The organism is Nocardia sp. NPDC059154 (genome assembly GCF_042755705.1).
GTDB lineage: Bacteria > Actinomycetota > Actinomycetes > Mycobacteriales > Mycobacteriaceae > Nocardia.
In genome coordinates this window covers 1-23,681 of the sequence record NZ_JBHZCS010000107.1, presented here as the reverse complement: position 1 = coordinate 23,681, position 23,681 = coordinate 1, and the positions used below count along the sequence as shown (strand labels likewise).

19 protein-coding genes and 3 pseudogenes are annotated in these 23,681 nt (G+C 65.7%); 14 read left to right on the top strand and 8 right to left on the bottom strand.

Translation table 11 applies throughout. The features are described 5' to 3' along the window. The 3 genes and pseudogenes from ACFXN1_RS47715 to ACFXN1_RS47705 all read left to right on the top strand — a co-directional run. Nucleotides 1-583, top strand: a pseudogene (locus ACFXN1_RS47715) (hypothetical protein); the annotation flags it as partial. Nucleotides 584-625: 42 nt separating this feature from the next. Beyond that, nucleotides 626-1,048 (top strand): Zn-ribbon domain-containing OB-fold protein, encoded by a 423-nt coding sequence (locus tag ACFXN1_RS47710; protein WP_379464016.1) that lies wholly within the window; start codon nucleotides 626-628, stop codon nucleotides 1,046-1,048. A 208-nt stretch (nucleotides 1,049-1,256) separates the two neighbouring features. After that, nucleotides 1,257-1,532: a hypothetical protein gene (locus ACFXN1_RS47705; protein WP_379445008.1), complete on the top strand. Its 276-nt coding sequence runs from the start codon at nucleotides 1,257-1,259 to the stop codon at nucleotides 1,530-1,532. 19 nt (nucleotides 1,533-1,551) lie between these two features. Here ACFXN1_RS47705 and ACFXN1_RS47700 read toward each other — a convergent pair whose 3' ends face one another. The 7 genes from ACFXN1_RS47700 to ACFXN1_RS47670 form a co-directional block, all read right to left on the bottom strand. Continuing rightward, a complete protein-coding gene (locus tag ACFXN1_RS47700; protein WP_379445009.1) occupies nucleotides 1,552-4,827 on the bottom strand; it encodes a protein kinase in 3,276 nt (1,091 codons plus the stop codon). A 289-nt stretch (nucleotides 4,828-5,116) separates the two neighbouring features. Next, a complete protein-coding gene (locus ACFXN1_RS47695; RefSeq protein ID WP_379445010.1) occupies nucleotides 5,117-5,353 on the bottom strand; it encodes a hypothetical protein in 237 nt (78 codons plus the stop codon). Nucleotides 5,354-5,530: 177 nt separating this feature from the next. After that, entirely contained in the window at nucleotides 5,531-6,376 is an 846-nt protein-coding gene (locus ACFXN1_RS47690; RefSeq protein ID WP_379445011.1) for a 3-hydroxybutyryl-CoA dehydrogenase, read from the bottom strand. A gap of 365 nt (nucleotides 6,377-6,741) precedes the next feature. Beyond that, nucleotides 6,742-7,425, bottom strand: a complete 684-nt coding sequence (locus ACFXN1_RS47685) for an MspA family porin (protein WP_379445013.1) — start codon at nucleotides 7,423-7,425, stop codon at nucleotides 6,742-6,744. 48 nt (nucleotides 7,426-7,473) lie between these two features. Continuing rightward, entirely contained in the window at nucleotides 7,474-8,067 is a 594-nt protein-coding gene (locus ACFXN1_RS47680) for an MspA family porin (RefSeq protein ID WP_379445027.1), read from the bottom strand. 526 nt (nucleotides 8,068-8,593) lie between these two features. Further along, nucleotides 8,594-10,039, bottom strand: coding sequence for an amidohydrolase family protein (locus ACFXN1_RS47675; protein ID WP_379445014.1), 1,446 nt, complete (start codon nucleotides 10,037-10,039; stop codon nucleotides 8,594-8,596). A 173-nt stretch (nucleotides 10,040-10,212) separates the two neighbouring features. Next, nucleotides 10,213-11,706: an MFS transporter gene (locus tag ACFXN1_RS47670; protein WP_379445015.1), complete on the bottom strand. Its 1,494-nt coding sequence runs from the start codon at nucleotides 11,704-11,706 to the stop codon at nucleotides 10,213-10,215. A 1,065-nt stretch (nucleotides 11,707-12,771) separates the two neighbouring features. Between ACFXN1_RS47670 and ACFXN1_RS47665 the strand changes: the two genes are divergently transcribed. The 7 genes from ACFXN1_RS47665 (at nucleotide 12,772) to ACFXN1_RS47635 (ending at nucleotide 20,959) form a co-directional block, all read left to right on the top strand. Beyond that, on the top strand, nucleotides 12,772-13,545 hold the full coding sequence (locus ACFXN1_RS47665) for an enoyl-CoA hydratase/isomerase family protein (RefSeq protein ID WP_379445017.1): 774 nt from the start codon (nucleotides 12,772-12,774) through the stop codon (nucleotides 13,543-13,545). 2 nt (nucleotides 13,546-13,547) lie between these two features. Continuing rightward, nucleotides 13,548-15,722 (top strand): acetate--CoA ligase family protein, encoded by a 2,175-nt coding sequence (locus ACFXN1_RS47660; RefSeq protein WP_379445018.1) that lies wholly within the window; start codon nucleotides 13,548-13,550, stop codon nucleotides 15,720-15,722. Beyond that, a complete protein-coding gene (locus ACFXN1_RS47655; protein ID WP_379445020.1) occupies nucleotides 15,719-16,519 on the top strand; it encodes a crotonase/enoyl-CoA hydratase family protein in 801 nt (266 codons plus the stop codon). The genes ACFXN1_RS47660 and ACFXN1_RS47655 overlap by 4 nt, the downstream gene beginning before the upstream one ends. Before the next feature lie 115 nt (nucleotides 16,520-16,634). Next, nucleotides 16,635-17,831 carry an acetyl-CoA C-acetyltransferase gene (locus tag ACFXN1_RS47650; protein WP_379445021.1) on the top strand — a complete coding sequence of 399 codons (1,197 nt, stop codon included), beginning with the start codon at nucleotides 16,635-16,637 and terminating at the stop codon, nucleotides 17,829-17,831. A gap of 16 nt (nucleotides 17,832-17,847) precedes the next feature. Next, nucleotides 17,848-18,090 (top strand): hypothetical protein, encoded by a 243-nt coding sequence (locus ACFXN1_RS47645; protein WP_379445022.1) that lies wholly within the window; start codon nucleotides 17,848-17,850, stop codon nucleotides 18,088-18,090. Nucleotides 18,091-18,265: 175 nt separating this feature from the next. Further along, entirely contained in the window at nucleotides 18,266-20,014 is a 1,749-nt protein-coding gene (locus ACFXN1_RS47640) for an MFS transporter (protein ID WP_379445024.1), read from the top strand. A 57-nt stretch (nucleotides 20,015-20,071) separates the two neighbouring features. Continuing rightward, nucleotides 20,072-20,959 carry a MurR/RpiR family transcriptional regulator gene (locus ACFXN1_RS47635; protein ID WP_379445025.1) on the top strand — a complete coding sequence of 296 codons (888 nt, stop codon included), beginning with the start codon at nucleotides 20,072-20,074 and terminating at the stop codon, nucleotides 20,957-20,959. A 66-nt stretch (nucleotides 20,960-21,025) separates the two neighbouring features. Here the strand turns inward: ACFXN1_RS47635 and ACFXN1_RS47630 are convergent, their stop codons facing one another. After that, nucleotides 21,026-21,370 carry a hypothetical protein gene (locus ACFXN1_RS47630; RefSeq protein ID WP_379445026.1) on the bottom strand — a complete coding sequence of 115 codons (345 nt, stop codon included), beginning with the start codon at nucleotides 21,368-21,370 and terminating at the stop codon, nucleotides 21,026-21,028. Here ACFXN1_RS47630 and ACFXN1_RS47625 point away from each other — a divergent pair. The 4 genes and pseudogenes from ACFXN1_RS47625 to ACFXN1_RS47610 all read left to right on the top strand — a co-directional run. Further along, nucleotides 21,369-22,262: pseudogene (locus ACFXN1_RS47625) on the top strand (IS630 family transposase); the annotation flags it as partial. The gene ACFXN1_RS47630 and the pseudogene ACFXN1_RS47625 sit on opposite strands and share 2 nt — an antisense overlap. 124 nt (nucleotides 22,263-22,386) lie before the next feature. Beyond that, nucleotides 22,387-22,641 (top strand): hypothetical protein, encoded by a 255-nt coding sequence (locus ACFXN1_RS47620; protein WP_379445028.1) that lies wholly within the window; start codon nucleotides 22,387-22,389, stop codon nucleotides 22,639-22,641. Between the two features lie 146 nt (nucleotides 22,642-22,787). Then, nucleotides 22,788-23,084 carry a hypothetical protein gene (locus ACFXN1_RS47615; protein WP_379445949.1) on the top strand — a complete coding sequence of 99 codons (297 nt, stop codon included), beginning with the start codon at nucleotides 22,788-22,790 and terminating at the stop codon, nucleotides 23,082-23,084. After that, nucleotides 23,081-23,681, top strand: a pseudogene (locus ACFXN1_RS47610) (IS5/IS1182 family transposase); the annotation flags it as partial. The gene ACFXN1_RS47615 and the pseudogene ACFXN1_RS47610, both read left to right, overlap by 4 nt.

Here is a 23,681-nt window from a genome sequence, read left to right as displayed (position 1 = left end):
CAACGGCGGCTTCGATCGTCACGGCATTCCGATCCCGCCGAACGTCGACGATGACCAGATCATCCAAGTGCGGCAACAACATTCGAGCCGCATCACCAAACCTGTCAGCGCTTCACACCCTCACCCACCCCAGCCCGGATCCAGCGGCAACACGCCGAACAGCGCCATCACGGAGTTCGCGCCAGAGCCACTTCGGCGAGCACCGTCACCGCGGGCGTCTCCGAATTCGGCGAGCACCCGGGCGCCGTCCTCAGTTTGCTTCGACCACACCCAGGTAACACCGAGCGAGAATGGTGGGCGCTCACCGAGCAGGTTGTCACGCGTGCGCGTGACGGGCTGTTCGACCTTCTATTCTGCTCTGGTATGCCAGCACAGCGTCGACGCGTTCGTCGACGCTGCATGCGACACCCACCGCCTCATCGATCTAGCCGCAGCCCTGGTCCTCGCGCCCGCACATGGATGCGTCGTCGGCGATCTGTTCGACCGACCAATCGAATTCGACACAGACTTGACGCGTCGGTGGAGTGGCGTCGTCGCAACCAGCCAGAGCCTGCTCGACTGTGACCGGATCATAAAACAGTGACGCGGCCCAACTCCAGTCCTGTGCCGCGTGGCAAAAACAGGTATGTCCTCGATCAGTTGGCCGTCACAAGTAGCGCCCAGCACAAAGCAGGCTGTGGACGACAGAGCAGGCATTATCCGCGCGAGGATTCGCATGAGTCCACAGAATCCACACCCGATCACCAGCACCGTCGAGCCTGGCGGTGAGACGTCCTTGATGATCCGGCGTTGCAGTAGCTGCGCCACGCTCCTGGCGCCGCTGACAACCACATGTACGTCGTGCCATTCGATGGCACTGGAACGTGTGCCGTCCTCCGGCGACGGGTCGATCGTGTCCTGGAGGGTGGTGCATCGTGTGCCGCTCAACAGACGTTTCGAGGAGTGGGAGCCGTCGATCATCGCGATTGTCGAGCTCGATGAGGGGCCTTGGGTCTACAGCACGATCGGGGTGAGACTCCACCACCATCCGACCAGCCGGTGCGAGTGAGGTTCGAACCCGGACCCGCCGATGACCGGTTCCCGGTCTTCACAACCTCTGCAAGCGGTAGACGACACCCCGCCCGGCTGGAACGCCGGGCTGTGCCCGATCCGAGAGGCCCGAATCGAGGACTCATGTGACTGTGGACGCTTCCTGGAGCCCAGATTGGGTCAGGTCGTCGCTGAATCAATGCGACTTCCTGGAGTCAGGGAATTCGGTGGATGCGGACGCCAGGTCGGTGATCAATTTCGCGTTTCGATGGGCTCCGTTCGGCGGCGCCCCCGCTGATGAGCTACTGGTCACCTTCGGTGTCAATCGTTGGCGTTTGATCCAGATGATTCGCCAGGCCCTGCTTCCACGAGCCGGTGACCGAAGGGATGCGCGCGCGTTGAAGCGTAATTTGTTGGATGCGGTGACATGGGCCTGGCGAGCGTATCCCGATTCTTCGGCTGCGCATACCGAGGGTTCGCGATGCATGTTCGACGAGTCGTGAGAGGCGGCTCTCGATTCGCTCATGCGAGCGTGTCGCGGGAGTGTTCTGCAGCCCAGGCCGCGATCTGTGTCCGTGAGGTGAATCCCAGTTTGGAGAGGATGCGCTCGACGTGTCCTTGCGCTGTGCGCTGGGAGACCACCAGCCGGTTGGCGATTGCCTTGTTGGTCAACCCCTCAGCGACGAGGTCGGCTACTTCGCGCTCACGTTTGGTCAAATTCTCTGCTCCGCGATCTACTGCTGCCTCAGCTGGATGATGCTCACCCAGCGCGAAGTCGATTGCCGCCTCGAAATTCATGGCGGCCCCTTGCTGGTAGGCGGACTCGAATCCTCGCCTGCCGAGTACGTCGCGGCTGCGGCGTTCGCATTCTTCACGGTAGGCAAGCAATTGGGGCGACCGCGCGATGGCGGAGCCGCCGGCCGCCTGAAGGAGCCCGAGCGCGGCGCCCAGCAACACGGCCGCGCGCCGGGCATCGTGCTTCTCGGCCGCGATCCAGGCCAGCATCTCTAAAGAGTGACCGGTGACGAACGGATCGACCACTCGTCGAGCCGACTGAAGAGCCTCCGCGAATAGCTGCTCCGCCCGCTCGCGGTCACCCATCTGCCAGACGGCAAGCGCTATGGTCCGCAGTGCCCGCGCCCGAAACATCAACTCGCCGTGCGAATCCGCGATAGTCAGCAATCTTTCGCCGCAGGCCATGGAAGGCGCCATATCTCCCTGTAGCGCATAAGTCCAGCCGAGTAAATTTAGTGCCCCCGATTGGAATAAGACCTCACCGCGGGCGGTGAATGCTTCGACGGCGACGTTGAGCTGGGTGCCCGCGTGAGCTAGATCGCCACTGCTCAGAGCAGCGTATCCGTCGGCGAAGGCGAGCTGGGCAGCAATCGTCGGGTCGTGCGTCTGCTCGGCAAGGGCGCGAAGCTCGGCCACGCGCCCGGTTACGGCCGGAAGATCACCCGGATCCGTGGCGAACACGCTGCTCGCGAAGAGGGCCTTGGCTCGGTCTGCCGACGCCGCGTCGGATGCACTGGCAAGCATGCGGTCGCACCAGCGGCGTCCCTCGCTGGTCCGCCCACTTGAAACCCAGAAACTGTATAGTGCCGCGGCGGTCCGCAACCCGGCTGCGTCTGCCTCTGATCGGCTGAACTCCATCGCCTTGCGCAGGTTCGGTAGTTCGTGCTTGAGCCGGGCGATCCATTCGAGCTGGCGCGGACTGAACCAGCCTGCCTCTGCTTCGAGCGCCAGCCGCTCGTACCAGTCGCGATGACGCCGACACAGTACGGCGTACTCGCCGGCTTCTTTGATTTTCTGTTTGCCGTATTCCTGCACGGTCTCGAGCTGTCGGAAGCGCACCGCGGTGCCCGATTCCTCACGGGTCAGGATGGACTTGTCGACCAGAGCGGACAAGGCATCGAGGAATTCCGGCTCGGTCAGGTCGCTGCCGCACACGTCCTCGGCGGCGTCGAGTTCGAAGCTTCCGGCGAATACCGACAGCCGACCCCACAACCGCTGTTCCGTTGGTGTGCACAGGTCATAGCTCCAGCCGATGCACCAGCCCAGCGTTTGCTGCCGTGTCGGCGCACCTCGACTGCCGCGGGTCAACATGGCAAACCGGTCGGTCAACCTCACCAGGATCTGCTCCGTAGACATCGTGCGCAGCCGCGCCGCCGCCAGCTCGATCGCCAACGGCAACCCGTCCAGCCGTGCACAGATCCCAGCCACGCTGACCCGGTTGTCCTCGGCCAGCTGGAACCCTTGCACCGCCGCAGCGGCTCGCTCCGTGAACAGCGTCACCGCGTCGTAGCCGGCTGCTTGGTGCAGGGATGCCCCACTTCCCGGGTCCGGGAACCGTAGCGGCGGCACCGGCAGCACCGATTCCCCGCCGATGCCGACGGCCTCGCGACTCGTAGCCAGAATCCGCAGCTGCGGGCACGCCCGCAGTAGCGACTCGACCAGTTGCGCGACCGCGTCGATCACCTGCTCGCAGTTGTCGAGCAACAAGAGCGCCTCGCGGGTGGAAAGGAATTCCACCAGCACCTCGAGCATCGGTCTGCCGGCCTGCTGGCGCACGCCTAAGGCGCCGGCCACGACATCGACCAGCAACGACGGATCGCGCAGCTCGGCCAACTCGATCAGCCAGACGCCGTCGGCGAAATTGCGCCCCAGTTTGTGGGCGACCCGCAGTGCGAGTCGCGACTTGCCGACCCCACCAATTCCGGTCAGCGTCACCAGGCACGATCCCGACAGCAGGTTCTTCACTTCCGACACTTGGCTACGCCGATCCACAAAGCTGGTCAACTCCCGCGGCAAGTTCCCCGTACTACCCTGCAGCTCAACGCTGCTGCGGCTGGGAATGCTGGTCCCCGCCGCGGGCACTGCCGTCGCCGGTGATGCGGGCTGGCTGCCCGGTTCGGCGCGTAGCGCCATTTCGTCGACTCCGTACCCGTGGGCTTGTTGTATCCGCTGCAGCTGCTGGCCGAATACTGCGGCCGCGGGGCGTTCGCGCGCGTCGCGTGACATCGCCGCCTCGATGAGGGCGCACACGTCGTCCGGGATTCCACGCTCGCGCAGGTCCGGAACGGGCTGGGTCGTGATCCGCAGGAACTGCGCCACCACCTGCTCACCGCTGCGGCGTTCGAATGCCGCGTGACCGGTGAGCGCACAAAAGAGTGTGGCGCCCAGCCCGTACACGTCCGAGGCGCGGCTGGGTGAGTCCCCGCCGAGGACCTCGGGCGCGGTGAACGCCGGCGAGCCGGTGACCGCACCGGTCGCCGTCCGGAAGCTCCCGGCCAGGTGGGCGATGCCGAAGTCGGTCAATGCGGGACCGTAGTCGGTGAGCAGAATGTTCGCGGGCTTGACGTCGCGGTGCAGCACCTCCGCCCGATGCGCCGTTTCCAGCGCACCGGCTATCTTCACCCCAAGGCGGAGCACGTCCTCCACCGACAGCGGGCCGTCGCGGCGGATCCGCGCGTCCAATGAACCCTGCGGATGGTAAGGCATCACCAGGTACGGCCGAGCGGTGTCGGTTTCGCCGACCTCGAGCACCCCGACAATGTTCGGGTGGCCCGTCAGCCGGCCCATCGCGCGTTGCTCTCGAAAGAAACGCTCCCGATTCTCCTCGAGCTCGCAGGTCAGCAACTTCACCGCCACGGTGCGATCCAACCCCCGCTGGGTACACCGGTACACCACGCCGAAACCACCCCGCCCGATCTCCTCGGCATCCTCCAACCCGACAGCACTCAACTCCGCGACCACACCAAGATCACGCTGCGTCTTCAAGGGATCAGAGTCCACCATCGGTCACTCGCAATCCACCCCAGCACGAGACTACCCCGTCCACCAGGCGGCTACCTGCAAAACGATCACCCAGCCGGTCGCAGTCTACGAGCAAAATCCACACGCGCCGAGCACATCGCCACTCCGCCTGATCGACCTAGCCTCACAAGGCCGAGCGTGCACAGGCGCAGATCCTCGGCGGGAACCTATTCACCGACTGGCGAAACGATCGGATCAGCAGGGCCTTGCACCGGGCGAATCCAACGGTGATGCGTCAGCTAACGGCCGGCAAAGTCGTCATCGGTGACACTCAATTCCTGCCCGGGTACTCCCTACTGCTGACCGATGAGCCTGCGGTGCAACGCCTGTCCGAGCTGGAGATGCTGTTCGAGGGGTGCGACCACATATGCAGGGCAGGCTTTGTTGATCTGAGCGACGAGGTCGATAGCTGCGATCCACGGCCTTGGTTGTGTGCAGCCCAGGACAGGTACATGGGGTCGATGGGCAGGCAATGACCGCCGATACCCGGCCGGGGATCGAAGCGCATGAAGCGGAAGGCTTGGTGAATGCGGCGGCCAGGCCCCGCCCGCCCGTCAACATAACTCGATGCATGTGGCTAGGGTGGGTTGTCGCGGCCTGTTGCAGGAAACCGACGAGTGCAAGCCTGGGGCGAAGAGGCGCGGCCCGCGCCCCTGTTGGGCGAAAAGCGGATTCGGGCGTGCGGTCAGTAGCTGTAGAACCCGCGTCCGGTCTTGCGGCCCAGGTAGCCGGCATCGACCATGCGCCGCAACAGAAGCGGAGGAACGTACTGCCGTTCGCGGAATTCCGCGTGCAGGGATTCGGCGATGGCGAGGGTGACGTCCAATCCGATGGTGTCGGCCAGACGCAACGGGCCCATGGGGTGTGCGCAGCCGGTGGTCATGCCCTCGTCGATATCGGCGACGCTGGCGAACCCGGACTCGGCCATGCGAATCGCCGCACACAGATACGGGATCAGCAGGGCGTTGACGACGAACCCGGCCCGGTCCTTGGACTCGATGGTGCGTTTGCCCAGGGTGCCGCGGGCGTAGGCGGTGACTGTCTCGAGGACCGCACGATCGGTCTTGAGAGTGGCGACGATCTCGACAAGCGGCAGCACCGGAACCGGGTTGAAGAAGTGGACGCCGACCACGCGTCCCGGGTGGGCGGTGGCGTTGGCGATTCGGATCACGGGAATGGAGGAGGTGTTGGTGGCCAGGATCGCCTCGGGGGTGACGATGGTGTCGAGTTTGGTGAAGAACTCGACTTTGAGGTCTTCGATTTCGGGTGCGGCCTCGATGACCAGTTCGCGGTCGGCGAAGTCGTCGATGTCGGTGGTGAGAGCGATCCTGTCCGCTGCGGCGTCGGCGGCGTCGGGGTCGAGCTTGCCGGCCTCCACCGCACGGGTGATGGACTTCGCGATGCGGGCGCGCGCAGCGTAGGCGGTGTCGGTGTCGCGTTCGAGGACGAGGACGTCACCTCCTGCGCGGGCGGCGACCTCGGCGATGCCGGCACCCATGGTGCCGCCACCGATCACTCCAATTCGGTGCATCGATATTTCTCCTTTTTCAGCTGGAAACTGCTGGTACTGAATCGGTTTCGCCCTGGGCGCCGCTGCCGAAGAGCGCGGCCTCGCTGTTGGGCACTTGGCGTTGCTACGGATGGTTTGGTGGCGAGGATCGCTCGCCACCGTCTGTGAGCACGTGAGGCACGCTCGGCGAGTGGGGTACTGCGGGCACCGCTGGTCAACCATGCAGCCCCGCAGTAGAACGCCATGAGGGGCGCGGTGAGGAGGACGAGAACGTTCATGGGTGGCGATGCCTGCATTCCTGGTCATGCATGAGTACGTGGGGCCGGCCGGAGAGATCGTGGTCAGCACCAACGTGCTCGACGGCGGCCGGTAGGTCGCGAGCAGTGTCAGCCGATGCTGAAGGGTTCGCCCCAGATGGTGACCCAGCTGATGATCGTGTCGGTCTCGATCTGCACCGACACGAACGCGCGGGCCTGGGCGTAGCCGGCGCAGCCGTTGAGGCCGATCGTCTCATCGGCCCAGGCCACCGAGCCGCTTCCGCTGGTGAAGGAGTTGTATTTCTTGTGGGAATCGGCGCCGAACCCGTCGGGCTTCTCGCGGTCGAGGATGTAGAACGACTGCGCCTGGCCAGGGCCGAGGCTGAGGTTGGCACCGGCGTTGCCCGACAGCGACGGGGTGACGCTGCCGTTGGAGCCGACGGTGACTCCGGCGGTGGGGCCGCCGTTGACGCCACCACCATTGATGGCGACCTGGCAGCCCACGACGTAGCCGGGGTAGATGAGCCCCGTCGTCGAGGCGGTGTTGCCGGCGGTGATCTCGACGTGGCCGGTGCCCGAGACCCAGGCGTTGCGATGCAACGGCGTTGCACCCATGGAGGGATTGATGTTGGCCGATTCCCCGTCGAGCCAGATGTGGACGACGGTGCCGTCGGAGAGTGTCTTGGTCAGGTCGGCCCCGGGCAGTCCCACTACGGTGTCGGCGGTGGCGGACGGGGTGGCGAACAGTGTGAGTGCGGTGGCGGCGACAGCGCCGACGCTGGCCACTCGGGCGGTGGTCCTGGAATGGTTCATGGTAGGTCCTGCGCGTGAAAGTAGTTGGGCGAAAAGGTTTTCGGCTGCTCAGCCGATGGAGAAGGGCTGGCCGTAGAGGGTGGTTTTGGAGTAGTGGTCGCCGACGATCTCAACGACGGTGTAGGCGCGGGCCTGGGCGTAGCCGGCGCAGTTCTGGATCTGAATCTCCGCGTCCTGATACTCGACCGAGTAGTGACCGGGTTTGGTGATGTCCTTGGAGTCGATCTCCACGAACGCCACCTGCCCAGGGCCGAGCTTGAGACCGACCGACCCGCCAAGGCTGCCGCCAGTGAGGCTCACGCTGCCGGACACACCGGCGGAAATGGCGTCGGAGCCGATATTGACCTGGCAGCCCACGATGTAGCCGGTATCAATGATCGAACTACCGTGCGTGGAGGAGTTGTTCGTCCCCGGGGCGTTGCTGGGCCCGTTCCACGGCCCGGGTTTGGTTTCGGGGGTGTTGGGGACATCGGCGGCGGTGTTGCCCGAGACCCATACGGTGCGTCCGGTGCCGTTGTCGGCCAGTGACGGCGAGATGGTGGCGTGCTCACCGGTGCGGGTGATCACCACGCCGTCGGGGCCTTGTTTCTGGCCGTCGGGCAGGGCGAACGCGGTGTCGGCGTGCGCCGGTACGGCGGCCATCCCCCCGGAGATGATCAACGAGCTGAGGCCGACTGTCACGGCGGCAACACCTCGAAGGGTTGTAGTAGTCACGGGAAACTCCTGAAATGTATCGGTCGAATTGGCGCGAGCGTCGATCAATCGCAACTGGCTCGGTCATCGCCGATGAGATTCGGCTATTCGATTCATCGATGACATCGCGTGCATGCCAATTCTTGAATTCTGTGTCGAACGGATTTTCGGCGCACGTGTCCGCGGGCACCATTCAGTGCCCGTTTGTTCAGTGCCGGGGGGTGGAAAGATGAGCCGATGTCAGAGAGGTGTCTTCGGGGTTCGCCCGTCTGCGGTCGCGTCTCTGAGGCTGTCCACTTCGTGGAGACGATCCGGGTGTCCTGAGCCGGGGTTTTGGAGGGCACCCGTATCGTCGGGGTATTACTTGGTCGGCGGCCTCACGTTCGCATCAACGCGGGGTCTGGGTGAGAGGAAAGTGGTGGGATAGTTTCCGGCGTGGTCGATAACTCTGCCGGAATTTCGGCCACGGATTCTCTCAGGCATTCACGGGGGCGGCGGCATCAGTTCCCTTCGTGAGGAATGTGCTGCGTTTCAGGTCGACGACCTGGCACGGGATGTTGCGGGACTTCACCGCGTCGACGCCGTGCTCGGTGGTGACGATCGTGCCGCCGGTGCCGGTGACCGTGTGGCCGTCGAAGATCACCTGTCCTGCCGCGATGGTCAGCCGTGCTACCCGCCGGGTGGTGTCGACGGCGACGAGGTCGGCGTCGTATCCGGGTGCGATCTTGCCCTTGTTCCACAGCCCGAACATCTTGGCCGGGGCGCGACTGGTCTTGTCGGCCAGCTGCGCCAAGCTCAGAGCGCCCAGGTGAACCAGGGCGAGGCCCTGGTCGAGGATGACGTTGCGCCAGGTGCCGCCGTCGGAACTGAGTGCCTCGACGGCGAATTCGCCGTCACCGTCGTAACGGAGGGACCCGTCAGGGGTTCGGCGAGCACAGGTTTGGATGAATCCGGTCAAGCGGCCGTTGACTGGGAAGCACAGCGAATTCTCGTGATCGTCCCACAGCGCGCGTCCGGCGTCCCCGGTGACCGGCAATGCCTGCTCGGCCTGCTCATGCAGCGCGAAGGCGTAGCCATCGGCGAAGGCCTCGATGAGACCGTCGCGGTCGGTGGAGTATCCCCCCAGCCGCAGGCAATTGCGGGTGACGTGGTCGACGAACTGGTCACCGTCGAGTTCGCCGCCGCACCAGTTGAAGGAGCCCAGGTGTGATTCGCTGATGGCTCGGGGGTGCTCCCGCAACAGGGCCAGAGCGATGTTGTTCTCCTCGATGATGTCGGTCACTGCGCCTCGCAGGTAGGCGTTGGTGTGTGCCAGGTGCAGGGGGCGACCTTCGGCGAGTTCGAGCGCCTCACGCATGCCGTCGAGGTTGCTGCCATGCGATTTGGTACCTGCATGGAAGGCGACATAGCAGCCTGCGTCGGTACCCTCGGCGATGGCGGTGCCCGAGATGTCCGAGGAGTTGGGCCTATGCCCGCCCATCAGCTTGATCCCGATCGCGCCCTCGTGAATCGACTTCTCGACGTTGGCCCGAACGAGTGCCGAGCTAGCATTGTCGTCGAAGACGGGAATCGATTGCAGGCCCAGCACGGTCAGACCGGCGGCTGAGGCGTGCCATTGATTGAGCACGCTGCGGAAGTCGGAGAAGTCCACCGCGGTGGTGACCCCAGCCCGGGCCAGCCGATGGTGCGCGGGGGTGCGTCCGTGCGGGTCGCTGTTTTCGGGCAGATGCGCGTGGCTGTCGACCACCCCGGGCAGGACCACCGAGCCGTTGACGTCGAGCTCGGTCGTGGCACCGCCGGCCAGGCTGGGTTCGACGGCGGCGATCAGGCCTCCGGTGATGCCGATGTCGGCGATGCCCTGTTCGCCGTCGGCGTCGATCACGTGCGCGTTGCGGACCAATAGGTCGAATTTGTTGGCCATAGCAGGTTCTTCCTCTTCGTTGTGGTGCCTGTGGGGCACAGGCGGAGCGGGTACCGGGTCTAGCGGGTCAGCCGCGATCTCGTTGTCGTGTCGTCGCCGGGTACCGGCCGGTGCGACCGGTGTCAGGCGGGATCGGACGTGGTCAACGGTGGGATTCGCGGTGGCGGCGGTCATCACACTTCCTCGCTCACCACCGCGGCAGGGAACGCGACGTGTACGCCGCGCCGTGACCACGCCGCGAACATGAGCAGCAGGGTGACCACGCCCGCGGCGGCGCAGGCGAACCAGACGACCGCGTAACCGGTGACCGTCGAGGCGGTGGAGTGCTCCGGGGTGAAGGCGCTGAGCAGAGCCGCAGCTGCGGCACCGCCGACGGTGCCTCCGACGCCTCGAACCGTGTTGTAGGTTCCGGAGATGACACCGACCTGGTCGGCGGGAGCGGCCTCGGAGACGTAGGCGTACATGCTGCCCAGTAGCAGCCCGCAACCGAGCCCGAGCACCATGAAGCTGACGGTGATCAGCCACGCCGCCCCCGCCATCGAGCTCGAGTACGCTAGCAACGCCATACCTGCGGTCCCCGTTGTGCCGCAGCCGATTCCGGCGAAAATCACTCCGCGGGGCCCGATCTTGCTGGTGAGCAGGGCGCACAGGGACGATCCGCTGATCTGCGCCAGGTAGAAGCAGATCAGAACCACCGAGATGGCGGTAGCGGTGAACCCCAAGCCGTAACCGACCGACTGCGGTTTCGCGGCGAGGAAGAACACGAGCGGGGTCTTGGGTATCCACACCATCAGCCCGAACGTGACCGCGGCCACCATCGCCGGCCACATCGCCTTGCTGCTCAGGACTGCGAGGTTCACCAGTGGCGCGGGCGTGTGGCGCTCCCAGGCGACCCACGCGGCCAGGACCACCAGGCCGCAGGTCACGCCGGTCAGGGTGCTGACCGAGGTCCACCCGGCCTTGTTGGCGTTCATCACGCCCAGCAGCAGCGACACCAGTCCGACCGACAAGCCCAATACCCCGATCCAGTCGATCGAGCGGGCCCTGCGGGTGGCCGATTCAGGAAGCAGCGCCATCGCGACGACTCCAGCGGCAACGCACGCGACGGCCAGGATGGCCACCGTCACCCGGACACTGCCGATCAGAGACAGACACGGTCCGGCGATCACGCTTCCGATGAGCTGGCCGGTGGTCACGCCGGTGGCCAGCATGGCGATGCCGCGATTGGCGCGTTCGCCCGATTCGGTATCGCGGATCAGCGCGATCAGCATGGCCATCCAGATGCCCTGCGCCCCCCACAGGCACATGCCGACCAGGGCGACTCCGAAGGAGGGTGCCACCACGAGCAGCGCGATGGCGGCTGCGGTCGTCCATATCGCAACGCTCAGCAGCTTTCGGTGCCCGTGCCGGTCACCCAGGGCCGAGAGCACCGGGACCGCCACGACCAGGGCAAGGAAGCTGATGCTGCTCAGCCAGGAGTATTGGCCGACTCCGATATGCATCGCGTCGCTCCACGCGGGCACGAGCGGGCTCCAGAACCCTGAGGTGAAGCCACCCACGATCTGAATGAAGAACATGGCCCCGACGATGATGCGGAAATTGCGTCGCGGGGAGGAGATCGGCGGTGTCGCCGCGGATTGTGAACCAGATTGGTCGGTCACGGACATTGATCGTGCTCCTCGAATACTATGCCCACAATTGGTCGAATAACGGTGGGCAATGACAGGTGGCGAGTTGATTCAAAGATGCGGTGTACCTACCGCACGGAGATTTCGCCGCCGACTACTGTTGCGTCCGGTCCGTTTCTGGCTGCGCCTGAAGGCCATGCGAGCCACCGGAACGTCGCCTATTTGGTACGGCCGAAGAGTCGGCCGTGTCACCGCCGTCAGGCTCGTGTGCCGCTGCGTCGGTCGGCCCGGATATGGAATTTTCGGGTCGCCGTGCTGGCGGGAGAATTGGATGTCATGAGTGAATCCAGCCTTGATGTTCATCATTGGGAATAGCAGTCGAGCCTGGACTCGACCGGAGCGCAGCTTGTGCCTGCGGGCCAGCCCGTTGCGACCGTTGAGGGTCGTGTCGTTCCGGTCATGCGGACGTGGTGTGTGACACATGTAACTACAAACCAACCGGGAATGCAACCATGATTGCGCGTCCGACTGTTGACGCAACCATTTGATCGGATGGGGTGCAACCGAGCCGACACGATCCGGCACGATGGGTGTCGGCGGCGACCGGGGTGAACGTCCGGGTGCTCGGCAATTCAGACCACTTCGGGCGCAACGGTATTCACATGTCCGGCATGTGGTGAGTCGCAATCGGCCGCCCGTCGGCGATTGCGGACTCACCGCACCGCGGGCGCGCTGTTGCTGGTTCGCGGCGTTCGGCGCATCCCGCGGCGCCCGAATCGTCACCCATCTTGCGCCGGCAACCGCCATCGCACGGGTGGTCAACCCGCGTTTGCGGGTGGCCGATCGGGACTGCAGGTGGATCTCGGACGAATGGTGGATCACCTCGGCCCCTCGTGGCCCACATCTACGACGCAACATTTGAGTTGCATAGGGAGCTGTTTATGCAATTTTACTTGCGTTCGGGGTCGGGTTGCGGTTCCATGAAGGCATGAAGAGACCAATCGACCGGCGGGCCGCGGGGCACGACGCGCCGGGCCTGTCAGCTACGCAGGCCGGGCGTTGACCCGCGCAGAAACACAGATCGACACCAGGAGACATGAGCCGATGACCACCATCCTTGCCACCCGGACAGGCCCGACCATCACGCTGGCCTTGAACAGGCCCGAGCGCCTGAACGCCGTCAGCGAAGAGCTGTACCGCGAGCTGATCAAGAACCTGGCCGAGGCAGACAACGATCCGGAGATCCGCGCGGTTGTGCTCACCGGCACCGGGCGCGCCTTCTGTGTCGGCGCCGATCTCAAGGCTCACAAAGCCGGTACCCGCAGCCGGGAAGACCAGGCGCAGTACCTTGAACTCGGCCAGCTCGCGTGCGAGCAGATCCAGACCATGAGCACGCCGGTCATCGCGGCGGTCAACGGATATGCCCTCGGTGCCGGCGCGGAAATAGCCGTCAGCGCCGATTTCCTCGTCATCGCTCGAGATGCACAAATGGGGTTTCCCGAAGTCAGCATCGGCACTTTCGTCGGAGGCGGGGTCACCCATCGCCTTCCGCGCCTGGTCGGCCTGCGTCGAGCCGCCGACCTGTTGATCCTCGGTGACCGCTTCACGGGTAGCCAGGCCAGCGACTGGGGTCTGGCTCATTCGGCAGTACCGGCCGAGGAACTGCTGCAGGCCGCGAACACCCTCGCTGACGCGCTGGCGACGAAGGCACCACTGTCGCTGGCCCGGATGAAAGCCGCCCTGCGCCGCAACGACCCGCTCGATGTCGTGCTGGAGACCGAGCCGAAAGAACTTCTCGACTTGATGGCTACCCACGACTGGGCCGAAGGTGTCGCCGCCTTCGCCGAGCGCCGAGCGCCGATCTTCCAGGGGAAGTAGAGATGTCGACTACCTCGATTCCTGCCCCGACGGCCGCCTCCGTTGCCGAACGCACGCCGCTCGAGCGGCTGCTCGACCCGCGGTCGATCGCGATCGTCGGCGCCTCCACCAACCCCACCAAACGCGGGTTCCAGGCCATACGCGCGCTCCAGCAAGCCGGTTACCGATACCCGGTGTACCCGGTCAACCCGACGGCCACAGAGATCCTCGGACTCGAGGTGGTCACCTCGGTGGATGATCTGCCCTACGGTATCGACGTCGCACTGATCGCACTGCCCGGCGCGGCAGTACCCGATGTTCTCCGACGATGCGCCGCAGTCGGGATCAGCGGAGCAGTAGTGCTGGCCAACGGCTTCAAGGAAATCGGCGAGCGCGGTGCCGAGCTCGAGGCAGCCCTGAGGGCCGCTATCGCCGATACCGGAGTACGGGTCATCGGCCCGAACACCTCCGGAATTCTCAACGTCTCCACCGGCGCGAACCTGGTCGGTTTGCACGATGTGCCCAACGGGCCGATCAGCGTCATCACCCAGAGCGGCAACATGCTGCTGTCGCTGGTCAACGACAACCGGGCGCTGAGCGGACCCGGGTTCCACGCGTACGTGGGGCTGGGCAACCAGGCCGATGTCCGCTACGACGAATGTGTCACCGAGCTGGCCCGCCACAGCGGTACCGGCGCGGTCGCCGTGCATTCGGAAGGACTCAGCGACGGCCGTGCGTTCCTCACCGCAGCGGCACGTGCCGTCATCGACAAACCAGTGGTCATGCTGCGCGGAGGTCGCTCGGAAGTCGGCCAGCGGACCGCGTTGTCGCACACCGGATCAGTCGCTGGATCTGACGCCGTCGCCACTGCGGTGCTGCGGCAGGCCGGGGTCGAACTGGTCGATCGCTCCGACGAATTGGCAATCGTGGCAGGGACATTGGCGACCACGGCGCCGATCGCGCCCGGCCGCAAGGTGGCGATCCTGTCCGATGGCGGTGGCCACGCGACATTGGCCGCGGACGCCTTGTCCGCGCGCGGAATCGAACTCGCCCAGATCAGCACCGCAACACAGCAGAAGTTGCGTGAGCTACTGGGCGGAGCTGCAGCCGTTGTCAATCCGGTCGATGTCGCCGGTGCCACAGACGCCGATCCGCTGGTCTTCGCGGACGCCTTCGACGCGCTGAGCAGCGATCCCGCCGTCGGATTGGTCCTGATCGTGGGCTTGTTCGGTGGCTACTACCTGCGCTTCGACCCCAGCCTGGAAGACGCCGAAGACGCCACCGCCACCAGGCTTCTGGCGCTGAGCGCCGCCCGTGAGGTGCCTTTGCTGATCCAGAGCTGCTACGCCGCGCAGTCCGTATCCAGTCACGACCGGCTGCGGGCCGGCGGGGTCGCGGTGATCAACTCGATCGACCATGTGGTGCGGATCGTCGCCGCGCTCGATGCCAGAGGCCGGCGGCTGGCGACAGCGCCACAGCGGTCTTCGCTGGCCGTTCCGTCCTCGCAGCCGCCCGTAGGCGAGGGCTCGGGGCTCTTGGACGAGCCGCGCGCACGCACCCTGGTCGAGACCGCCGGGATCGACATCGGCGAATGGACATTCGCGCGCACAGCCGACGAGGCTGAAGCCGCGGTCATCGGATACGGGCGGCCATGCGCGCTCAAGGTGGTGTCCCCGCAAGTGGTTCACAAGTCCGATGCCGGTGGTGTGCAGCTCAATGTCGTGGCCGACACCGTGCGAGCGCAGATGCAAGCGATCGTCGACTCGGTCACCGCGAATGTTGCCGGTGCACAGATTCACGGTGTCGTGGTGACCCCGATGGCCGAAAAGGGCATCGAGTTGCTCGTCGGTGCCACCCAGGATCCGGTTTTCGGACCGATCGTCGCGTTCGGCAGCGGCGGGGTGATGGTCGAGGCACTTCGCGACGTGACCTTCCGCGCAGCCCCGTTCACCGACCTCGAAGCTCACGAAATGATCGCCGAGACCATCGCATCGCGCATGCTCGACGGCTACCGCAACCTGCCGGTAGTCGACCGCGCCGCCCTGGCGCAGTTCCTGGTCCGGGTGGGTGATCTCATCGCAGCGCACCCGGAGATCGGCGAACTCGACTTCAACCCCGTCATCGCATCCTCCGCCGGCCTGGTCCCGGTGGATGTGCGGATCGTCCTCGCCGAGCCCACCGCCGGAGCACTCTCATGACCGACCCACTGCTCATCGATCGGGCCGGCGACATCGTCGTCTGGACCCTCAACAACCCTGCCGTGCGCAATCCCATTTCCGACGAGGACACCATCGACGCCCTCGAAACCGCTGTCCTGCAAGCGAACCGCGATCCGAGCGTGCGGGTGGCCATTCTCACCGGCGCGGGCACAGCGTTTTCCTCCGGCGGCAACGTCAAGGACATGCGTGACAAGCGAGGCATGTTCGGAGGCTCTCCCGCAGAACTGCGCCAAGGGTATCGGCACGGGATCCAGCGGATCCCGAAAGCCTTGTATCACTGCGAGATCCCGACCATCGCCGCGGTGAACGGGCCTGCCATCGGAGCCGGATGTGATCTGGCCGCAATGTGTGATCTGCGGATCGCCGCGACCACCGCGAGCTTCGCCGAAAGCTTCATCAAAGTCGGCATCATCCCCGGTGACGGCGGCGCATGGCTGCTGCCACGAGTCATCGGCATGGCGCGAGCCAGCGAGATGGCATTCACCGGGGAGGCGATCGATGCCCAGACCGCGCTCGACTGGGGGCTGGTCTGCGCGGTGGTCGACCCCGAGAACCTTCTGTCCGCAGCCCACGAACTCGCCGCCCGGATCGCAGTCAATCCACCCCATGCCCTGCGGATGACCAAGCGGCTCCTGCGCGAAGGCCAGCATCAGAGTCTCGACAGCCTCCTCGAGTTATCAGCGGCCCTTCAGGCAGTGATTCACCAGACCGACGATCACACCGAGGCCGTACACGCACTACTCGACCGACGAACGCCGCAGTTCAGCGGCAGATGAACCCCACTGCCGTCCCGACAGCACCGCAGTGCTGTCGCCTGCGCGATCCGTGGTGGCCCAAGCAGGACAGCCACCACCGATTTCGCCAGCATCACCAAGATAAGGATCGAAGATCATGACCGTTTCGTCGGTAATCGTTGCCGGCGCCCGCACGCCTGTGGGACGTCTACAGGGAGCATTGAAGGACTTCTCCGGATCGGCTCTGGGCGGTATCGCGATCGCCGCGGCCTTGGACAAGGCGGGCATCGACGCGCGCCTTGTCGATCACGTGATCATAGGCCAGGTGCTGACCGCCGGTGCCGGGCAGATCCCCGCCCGCCAAGCCGCGTTCGCCGCCGACATCCCCATGACCGTGCCCGCGCTGACGGTCAACAAGGTCTGCCTGTCGGGAATCGACGCGATCATCCTCGCCGACCAGCTCGTGCGCACCGGCGACGCCGACGTGGTCATCGCCGGCGGCCAGGAATCGATGTCACAGGCCCCGCACCTGCTGCAACACTCGCGCACCGGATACAAATACGGTGACGTCACCGTCCGCGACCACCTGGCCTACGACGGCCTGCACGACGTGTTCACCGACCAGGCCATGGGTGCGCTGACCGACTGGCAGAACGAGAGCGAACCCTGGCCGGTCACCCGCGCCGAACAGGACGCCTACGCCGCAGCCTCCCACCACCGCGCCGCCGCGGCCTCGAAGAACGGCCACTTCGACGACGAAGTCGTCCCGGTCACCGTCCCGCAGCGTCAGGGCGACCTGATCGTGGTCACCGAAGACGAGGGCATCCGCGCCGACACCACCGCCGAATCGCTGGCACGCCTGCAACCGGCTTTCCGGCCCGGCGGCACCATCACCGCCGCATCGGCTTCCCAGATCTCCGACGGAGCGGCCGCGCTCGTCGTCATGTCCAGGGCGAAGGCCGAACAGCTGGGCCTGAGCTGGATCGCCGAGATCGGTGCCGCCGGTATGGTCGCCGGACCGGACTCCACCCTGCAACGACAACCCGCCAACGCGATCGCCCGTGCTTGCGCTCGCGCATCACTGGCACCGACAGACCTGGACCTGATCGAGATCAACGAAGCCTTCGCCGCCGTCGCGGTCACCTCGATGCGCGAACTCGGCGTCGACGAGGCGAAGGTGAACGTCAACGGCGGCGCGATAGCCATCGGCCACCCCCTCGGCATGTCCGGGGCCCGCATCGTCTTGCATCTGGCCCACGAACTCCGCCGCCGCGGCGGCGGCACCGGCGCGGCCGCGGTCTGCGGCGGCGGCGGACAAGGCACCGCCCTGCTCCTCCACGCCCCCCACCCCTGACACCCACCGCACGCCGATGATCACGTTGTCCCCACCGCCTGCCCGTCACGTCGACCGCGACGTGACGCTGCTGGTGCGCTGGCACGAAATCAACCGCGAACGCCTCGACCTGTTCTACCGAGCCTGCCGCTCCGCCGCACACCGCTTCGTGGCCGCCTTCAACCAAACCCACTCCAACGCACAAGCTTTCATCCTCACCAAAGCCGGTCCCGCGAGGCCACCGCGGCTGCCCTGCGAACGGAGCTGGATGATCCCCTGACCGCCAGACCGGTAGCAGCCCTTGAAACCCGACAGCCCGAACATTGTGGTCGGCTCGCGTGCCGACCACGAAACGCCGGAGGTAGCAAGAACTCCGGCCCTTGACCCGCGCTACCCGCGTTGCCGCGGTAGCGCCGCGCCGCCGCCGTGTCCTTGCCCCGAGGTCCCACACGGCGGTGGCATCCAAGACACCCGCCGCTCCAAACCTCAATCCGGGCCAGGTCGCGGCTGAGACTCCTCCGGACAGCGCTGTCCTCCCGATAGCCGACCCCTTTTCATGGTCGGCTCCGTGCAGCAGACAGAAAGAGGAAATCACCGTGACCAGGGCGGAAGAACAACGCCGAGATCGTCACGCCCACAGCACTTCCCCCCATCCCCGCCGCAGCGGCTACGCAGCGCTGAAATCAAGGAACTTCCGGCTGTATCTGATCGGCCAAGCCGTGGTGACGACCGGAGCCTGGGTCCAGCGCATCGCCCAGGACTGGCTGGTGCTGACCCTTACGGGAAGCGCCACAGCGGTCGGTATCACCACGGCGCTCCAGTGGGCCCCCACACTCGTATTCGGCCTACTCGGCGGATGGATCGCTGACCACTGCCCGAATCGCCGCATCCTGCAGACCACCCAAACCACGGCCAGTATGTCCGCCGCGATCCTGGCCGGACTGACCTTGACCGACCACGTCGCAGCCTGGCATGTCCAGCTGCTGGCTGCTGTGACGGGCACCATCGTTGCCATCGAACGCCCGGTACGTCAGACGATGATCACCGACATGGTCGAGCCGGACCACATCCACAGCGCGATCAGCCTGAACTATTCGGTCTACTACCTGGGCAACTTCGCCGGGCCGGCCGTGTCCGGCATTCTGCTCGCCGCCGCAGGTCCTGGTTGGGCGTTCACCCTCAACTCCGTGCTCTACATCGCCCCACTCGTGGCCCTCGCACGCATCGACCCGCGCCGGTTCCCGGCCGTGAAGCCGTCCGCCTGCCAGCGCGACGAGCCCGCCGAAGGCGGCTTGCGTGCACTGGTGACGCGACCCGGGATATGGCGTCCTTTGACCCTGTGCGCCATCTACGGCATGTTCGCGCTGAACTTGCCTGTCATTCTGACCTCGCAAGCGCGCGTCTTGCACGCTGGCCCTACCGGCTATTCAGTACTGGCATCGAGCATCGCGCTCGGTTCGGCATGCGGGGCGCTCGCCGCCGCGGGCCGCAAGAAGCCCGAATTCCCGATGCTCGTGCTGACCGGATACGCACTGTCTGCCGTCTTGCTCCTCGCAGCGGTGATACCGCCGTTGTGGGACCTGGCCGGCGCGCTGGTACTGATCGGAGCAGTAAGCACGACACTGTTCACCGGAACGAACTCCTATGCCCAACTCAACGCCGGACGTCGACACCGAGGTCAGGTCACGGGCATCTACAACATGGCAGAGACAGGCAGCGCCGCACTCGGCGGACCCGTGGTCGGCATCATCGTCGAAACACTCGGACCGCGAGCTGGTTGGGCACTGGCCGGGGTGATCCCCGGTGCAGCGCTGTTGCTGCTGACCGTCAGCGGTTTCGCCCACCGCACCGCAGCGGTTCCGCCCACAGACCCTCATTCGCGCCAACGGCTCGACGATGACGCCGCCGGCCCACGACCGCCGTGCGGCACGGACCCACACCACACGTCCGGTTCGCCGCAGCCACCGCTCGGCTCAGACCTCGACACCCTCGCCTCCGCGCACGGCTGCATCCCCCGAACTCATGGCAATGTTCCGCAACAACAACGTCCAGCACTACGCTCTCGGCCGACAACCGAGGGGAGGTGGGCTCCGCTGTCGAAACGCGCTGATGCTCGTCAGTCCGCTCAGCAGCCATCGCGCACTTGCCTGCACCAGCACTGTGGCGGCTCTTCCCGGCCACCGAAGGCACAATCGGGGACGTGAAATTCTCCAACGACCCGTATATGCAACTTTAGTTGCGTTTGTGGCATGATGGAGTGCATGGCTTCGAGGAACACGGCCACCACCCAGCCCCCGGCAACCTACGCGGAGTTGCGCGGCATCCTTCAAGATCAAATGGACTCCTACGCGCCGGGCCAGCAGCGAGTCGCGAAGGTGCTGCTCACCGATGCGGAGGGTACTGCTCTCCGCTCGATCGGTGAAACCGCGCGCGTGGCCGATGTCCATCAGTCCTCACTCGTGCGCTTCGCGACCAGCCTCGGGCTGCCGGGCTATCCCGCGCTGGTCAAGCTGTGTCGAGAGCACCTCGCAGAACAGGCGCATCTCGTACGGCGCTTCGAAGCCGCAGAGCAACATGGCGAGTCCGAACTGTTCACCGCCGCAGTGGAACACGACCAGCAGAATCTCGCCCGCACATACGCCCGCATCGATCCCGCAGACTGGGACCGAGCGGTCACCCTGCTGGCCGAAGCGCCTCGCGTACACATCATCGGCCTGAGGAAGTGCCTCAGCGTGGCCCAGATGATGGCCTACCTTCTGCACATGGTGCGTCCCGAAGTGCGGCTTGTCGCACCGGCCTTGGGCGGGTTGGTCGACGATCTCCGCGATATCAGGAGCGACGACGTCTTTGTTGCCATCTCCATCCGGCGCTATACCGCTGACACCGTTCGCGCACTGCGGTATGCACGCCAGCACGGCCTGAGAACCATTGCGCTGACCGACGATGCTGCTTCTCCGCTGGCGGGAGCAGCGGAAGTGACCTTCTTCGTCGACACCAACGGCGTCACGATCCTGCGATCGCTGTCAGCCTTCATCTCCTTGGTGCAAACCCTGTCCACCGCAGTGGCACTGAAGAGGGGCACCCGGACACGCGCCGAACTGCTGCAGGACGAAACACTGCTGGACGAATTCGACATCTACACCTCGTAGTCGGCTAGTGCGTCCAACAACAGGTTTCATCAAACTCACTTCGAGACAGACTAGTGGGTGCGCCCGTTAGTTCGTCGGGGGTTGCCAGGCGGTGGGGTCGTTGAGGTAGAGGCCGCAGGCGCAGTCGAGGGTTTCGGCGGGGGTGCCGGAGGGGCGGCCGTTGGGCAGGATGGAGTCCTCGTAGCCTTCTCGGCTGGCGAGGTAGATGGCGAATCCCCAGGTTGTGGCGTATCCGGTGTAGCGCAGCCGCATCAGCGGCAGACGGGTGCCGTCGGCGAATTCCCCGGCGACGTAGGCGAAGGCGCCGTGGTAGCGGACGTGGACTGCGGCCAGTTGCGGCCAGCGTTGCGCGGCATGGGCGGCCAGTCGTTGCCGCAGTGAGGTCTTGGTTGATTCCGGCGGTGTGGCCATGGACCTCACCCTGCCACGGTGGGGCCTGCGGCGTGGCTACTCGGCTCGGCGTGACCAGCCCGGCAGAGTGTCCGGGGTATGTAATCGTGTTGAGAGACAAGGGAATATCGTTGTGCCGCCGCGCAGCCCGTATGTTGTCGTTCTGACCGCTGCGCAGCGGTCGGTATTGGAAGCGATCACCCGCCGGTCCTCGGTGCAGTATCGAAGGGTGCTGCGGGCACGGATCGTGCTCGCAGCCGCGGACGGGGAATCGAACACCGGTATCGCCTGTGCCCTCGGCATCAACGCCGACACCGCCAGAAAATGGCGGAAACGATTCTGCAGCAAAGGAATCGATGGATTGACCGATCGACCTCGCAGCGGCCGGCCACGAACATTCACCGCCGAGCAGGTCGCCGAGGTCAAAGCCCTGGCTTGCGAAATACCGGCCCGGACCGGGCTGCCACTGACCCGGTGGAGCAGCTGCCCTGAGCTGGCCCGGGAGGTAACCGCACGCGGGGTCACCGATCAGATCTCGGCATCGACCGTGCGGCGGATCCTGTCCACCGATGCGATCAAACCCTGGCAACACCGCTCATGGATCTTCCCCCGCGACCCGTACTTCGCGCTCAAGGCCGTCCGGGCACTGGACTTGTATTCCCGCGTCTGGGACGACGAACCACTCGGCGACGACGACTACGTGCTCAGCGCTGATGAGAAACCCGGTGTCCAGGCACGTCGCCGCGTCCGCCGCAGCCTCCATCCCGCCGCCCGGCGGCCGATGCGGGTCGAGTCCGAATACCAGCGTGGCGGCACGCTGGCCTATTTCGCCGCCTATGACGTGCACCGCGCCCACGTCATCGGCCGCTGCGAGCCGACCACCGGTATCGAACCCTTCGGTCGGCTCACCGCGCAGGTCATGACCACCGAACCCTACGCCAGCGCACGGCGCGTGTTCTGGATCGTCGACAACGGCCGCCTCCCACCGCAACTGGGCCGCGGCGAAACGACTCAACGACGCCTACCCCAACGCGCACATGGCGCACCTACCGGCGCACGCCTCCTGGCTGAACCAGGTCGAGGTCTACTTCTCCGTCGTGCAACGAAAAGCGCTGTCCCCCGACGATTTCGCCGACCTCGACGCCGTCACCAACCGACTACTCGCCTTCCAGGACCACTACAACGCCACCGCCCGACCATTCGACTGGACCTTCACCCGCGACGACCTCAACGACCTGCTACACCGGCTCGGCCGCCACGACCTGGCCACACCCCTCCCGCTCGCCGCGTAACCCCCGACGAACTAACGGGCGCACCCACTAGTATCCCGCGTCGGAGATTTGACTCTGTCGGTGATCTTGGAATTCGGCATGTCGCGGCTGGCGTGCTGCCACACTGCGAGGCGCGAAAAGCACTGCGTCCTCGAAGGATCAAGTGAATGTCACTCGGACCCGGACCGGCCAAGACGGTTCCGCCGCTGACGGTGCGGGTGGCCCGCGCCAGTAATCCCCACGGCACCACGGCGATGTGGATACGCGACCGGCTCGAAAGCCTGTGGAGCAATGAGGATTTCGCCGACTGGTATCCGCGCGATGGGCGGCCCGGTCTGTCCCCGGCTCAGCTGGTCACCGTGTGCGTGCTGCAGTATGTGCTGGACCTGTCCGACCGGCAGGCGGGGCGAGGCTGTGCGTTGTCGCATCGACTTCAAGTACGCGCTCGGTCTGGAGTTGGATGACCCCGGGCTTCCATCACAGTGTGCTCAGCGATTTCCGTGATCGGCTCGCCGACGGTGACCGCGCCGACCGGCTGCTCGATCTCGCGCTGGCCCGGCTTACCGAGGCCGGGCTGGTGCGCGAACGCACCACTGCGCGCACCGACTCCACCCACGTCCTGGCCGCGGTGCGCGACCTGACCCGGCTCGAACTGGTCACCGAGGCCGTCCGCGCCGCACTCGAAGAGCTCGCCCGCATCGCTCCGCACCTGCTGACCGGCCTGGTCGAGGAGGAGTGGGGCCGCCGCTACGGCCGTCCAGTTCGCTTGGGCAAGAACCCAACTCGGCCCAAGACCAGGATCCTCACCGCCGGCGAGGACGCCGGCCGGCTGCTCGAGCACCTGCGAGAGCACGGCCCGCACTACCTGTCCGGTCCCCAGGCCCAGGTCCTGCGACAGATCGTTCTACAGAACTACTACCGCGACGAGAAGGGCCGCCTGCGCTGGCGCACCGACGAGGACGGCGGTCTGCCGCCCTCGTCGGTGGCGATCGTTTCTCCCTACGACACGCAGGCCCGCTACGCGCGTCGAGGGCAGGTCACCAGGTGCAAGGGATTCTTGG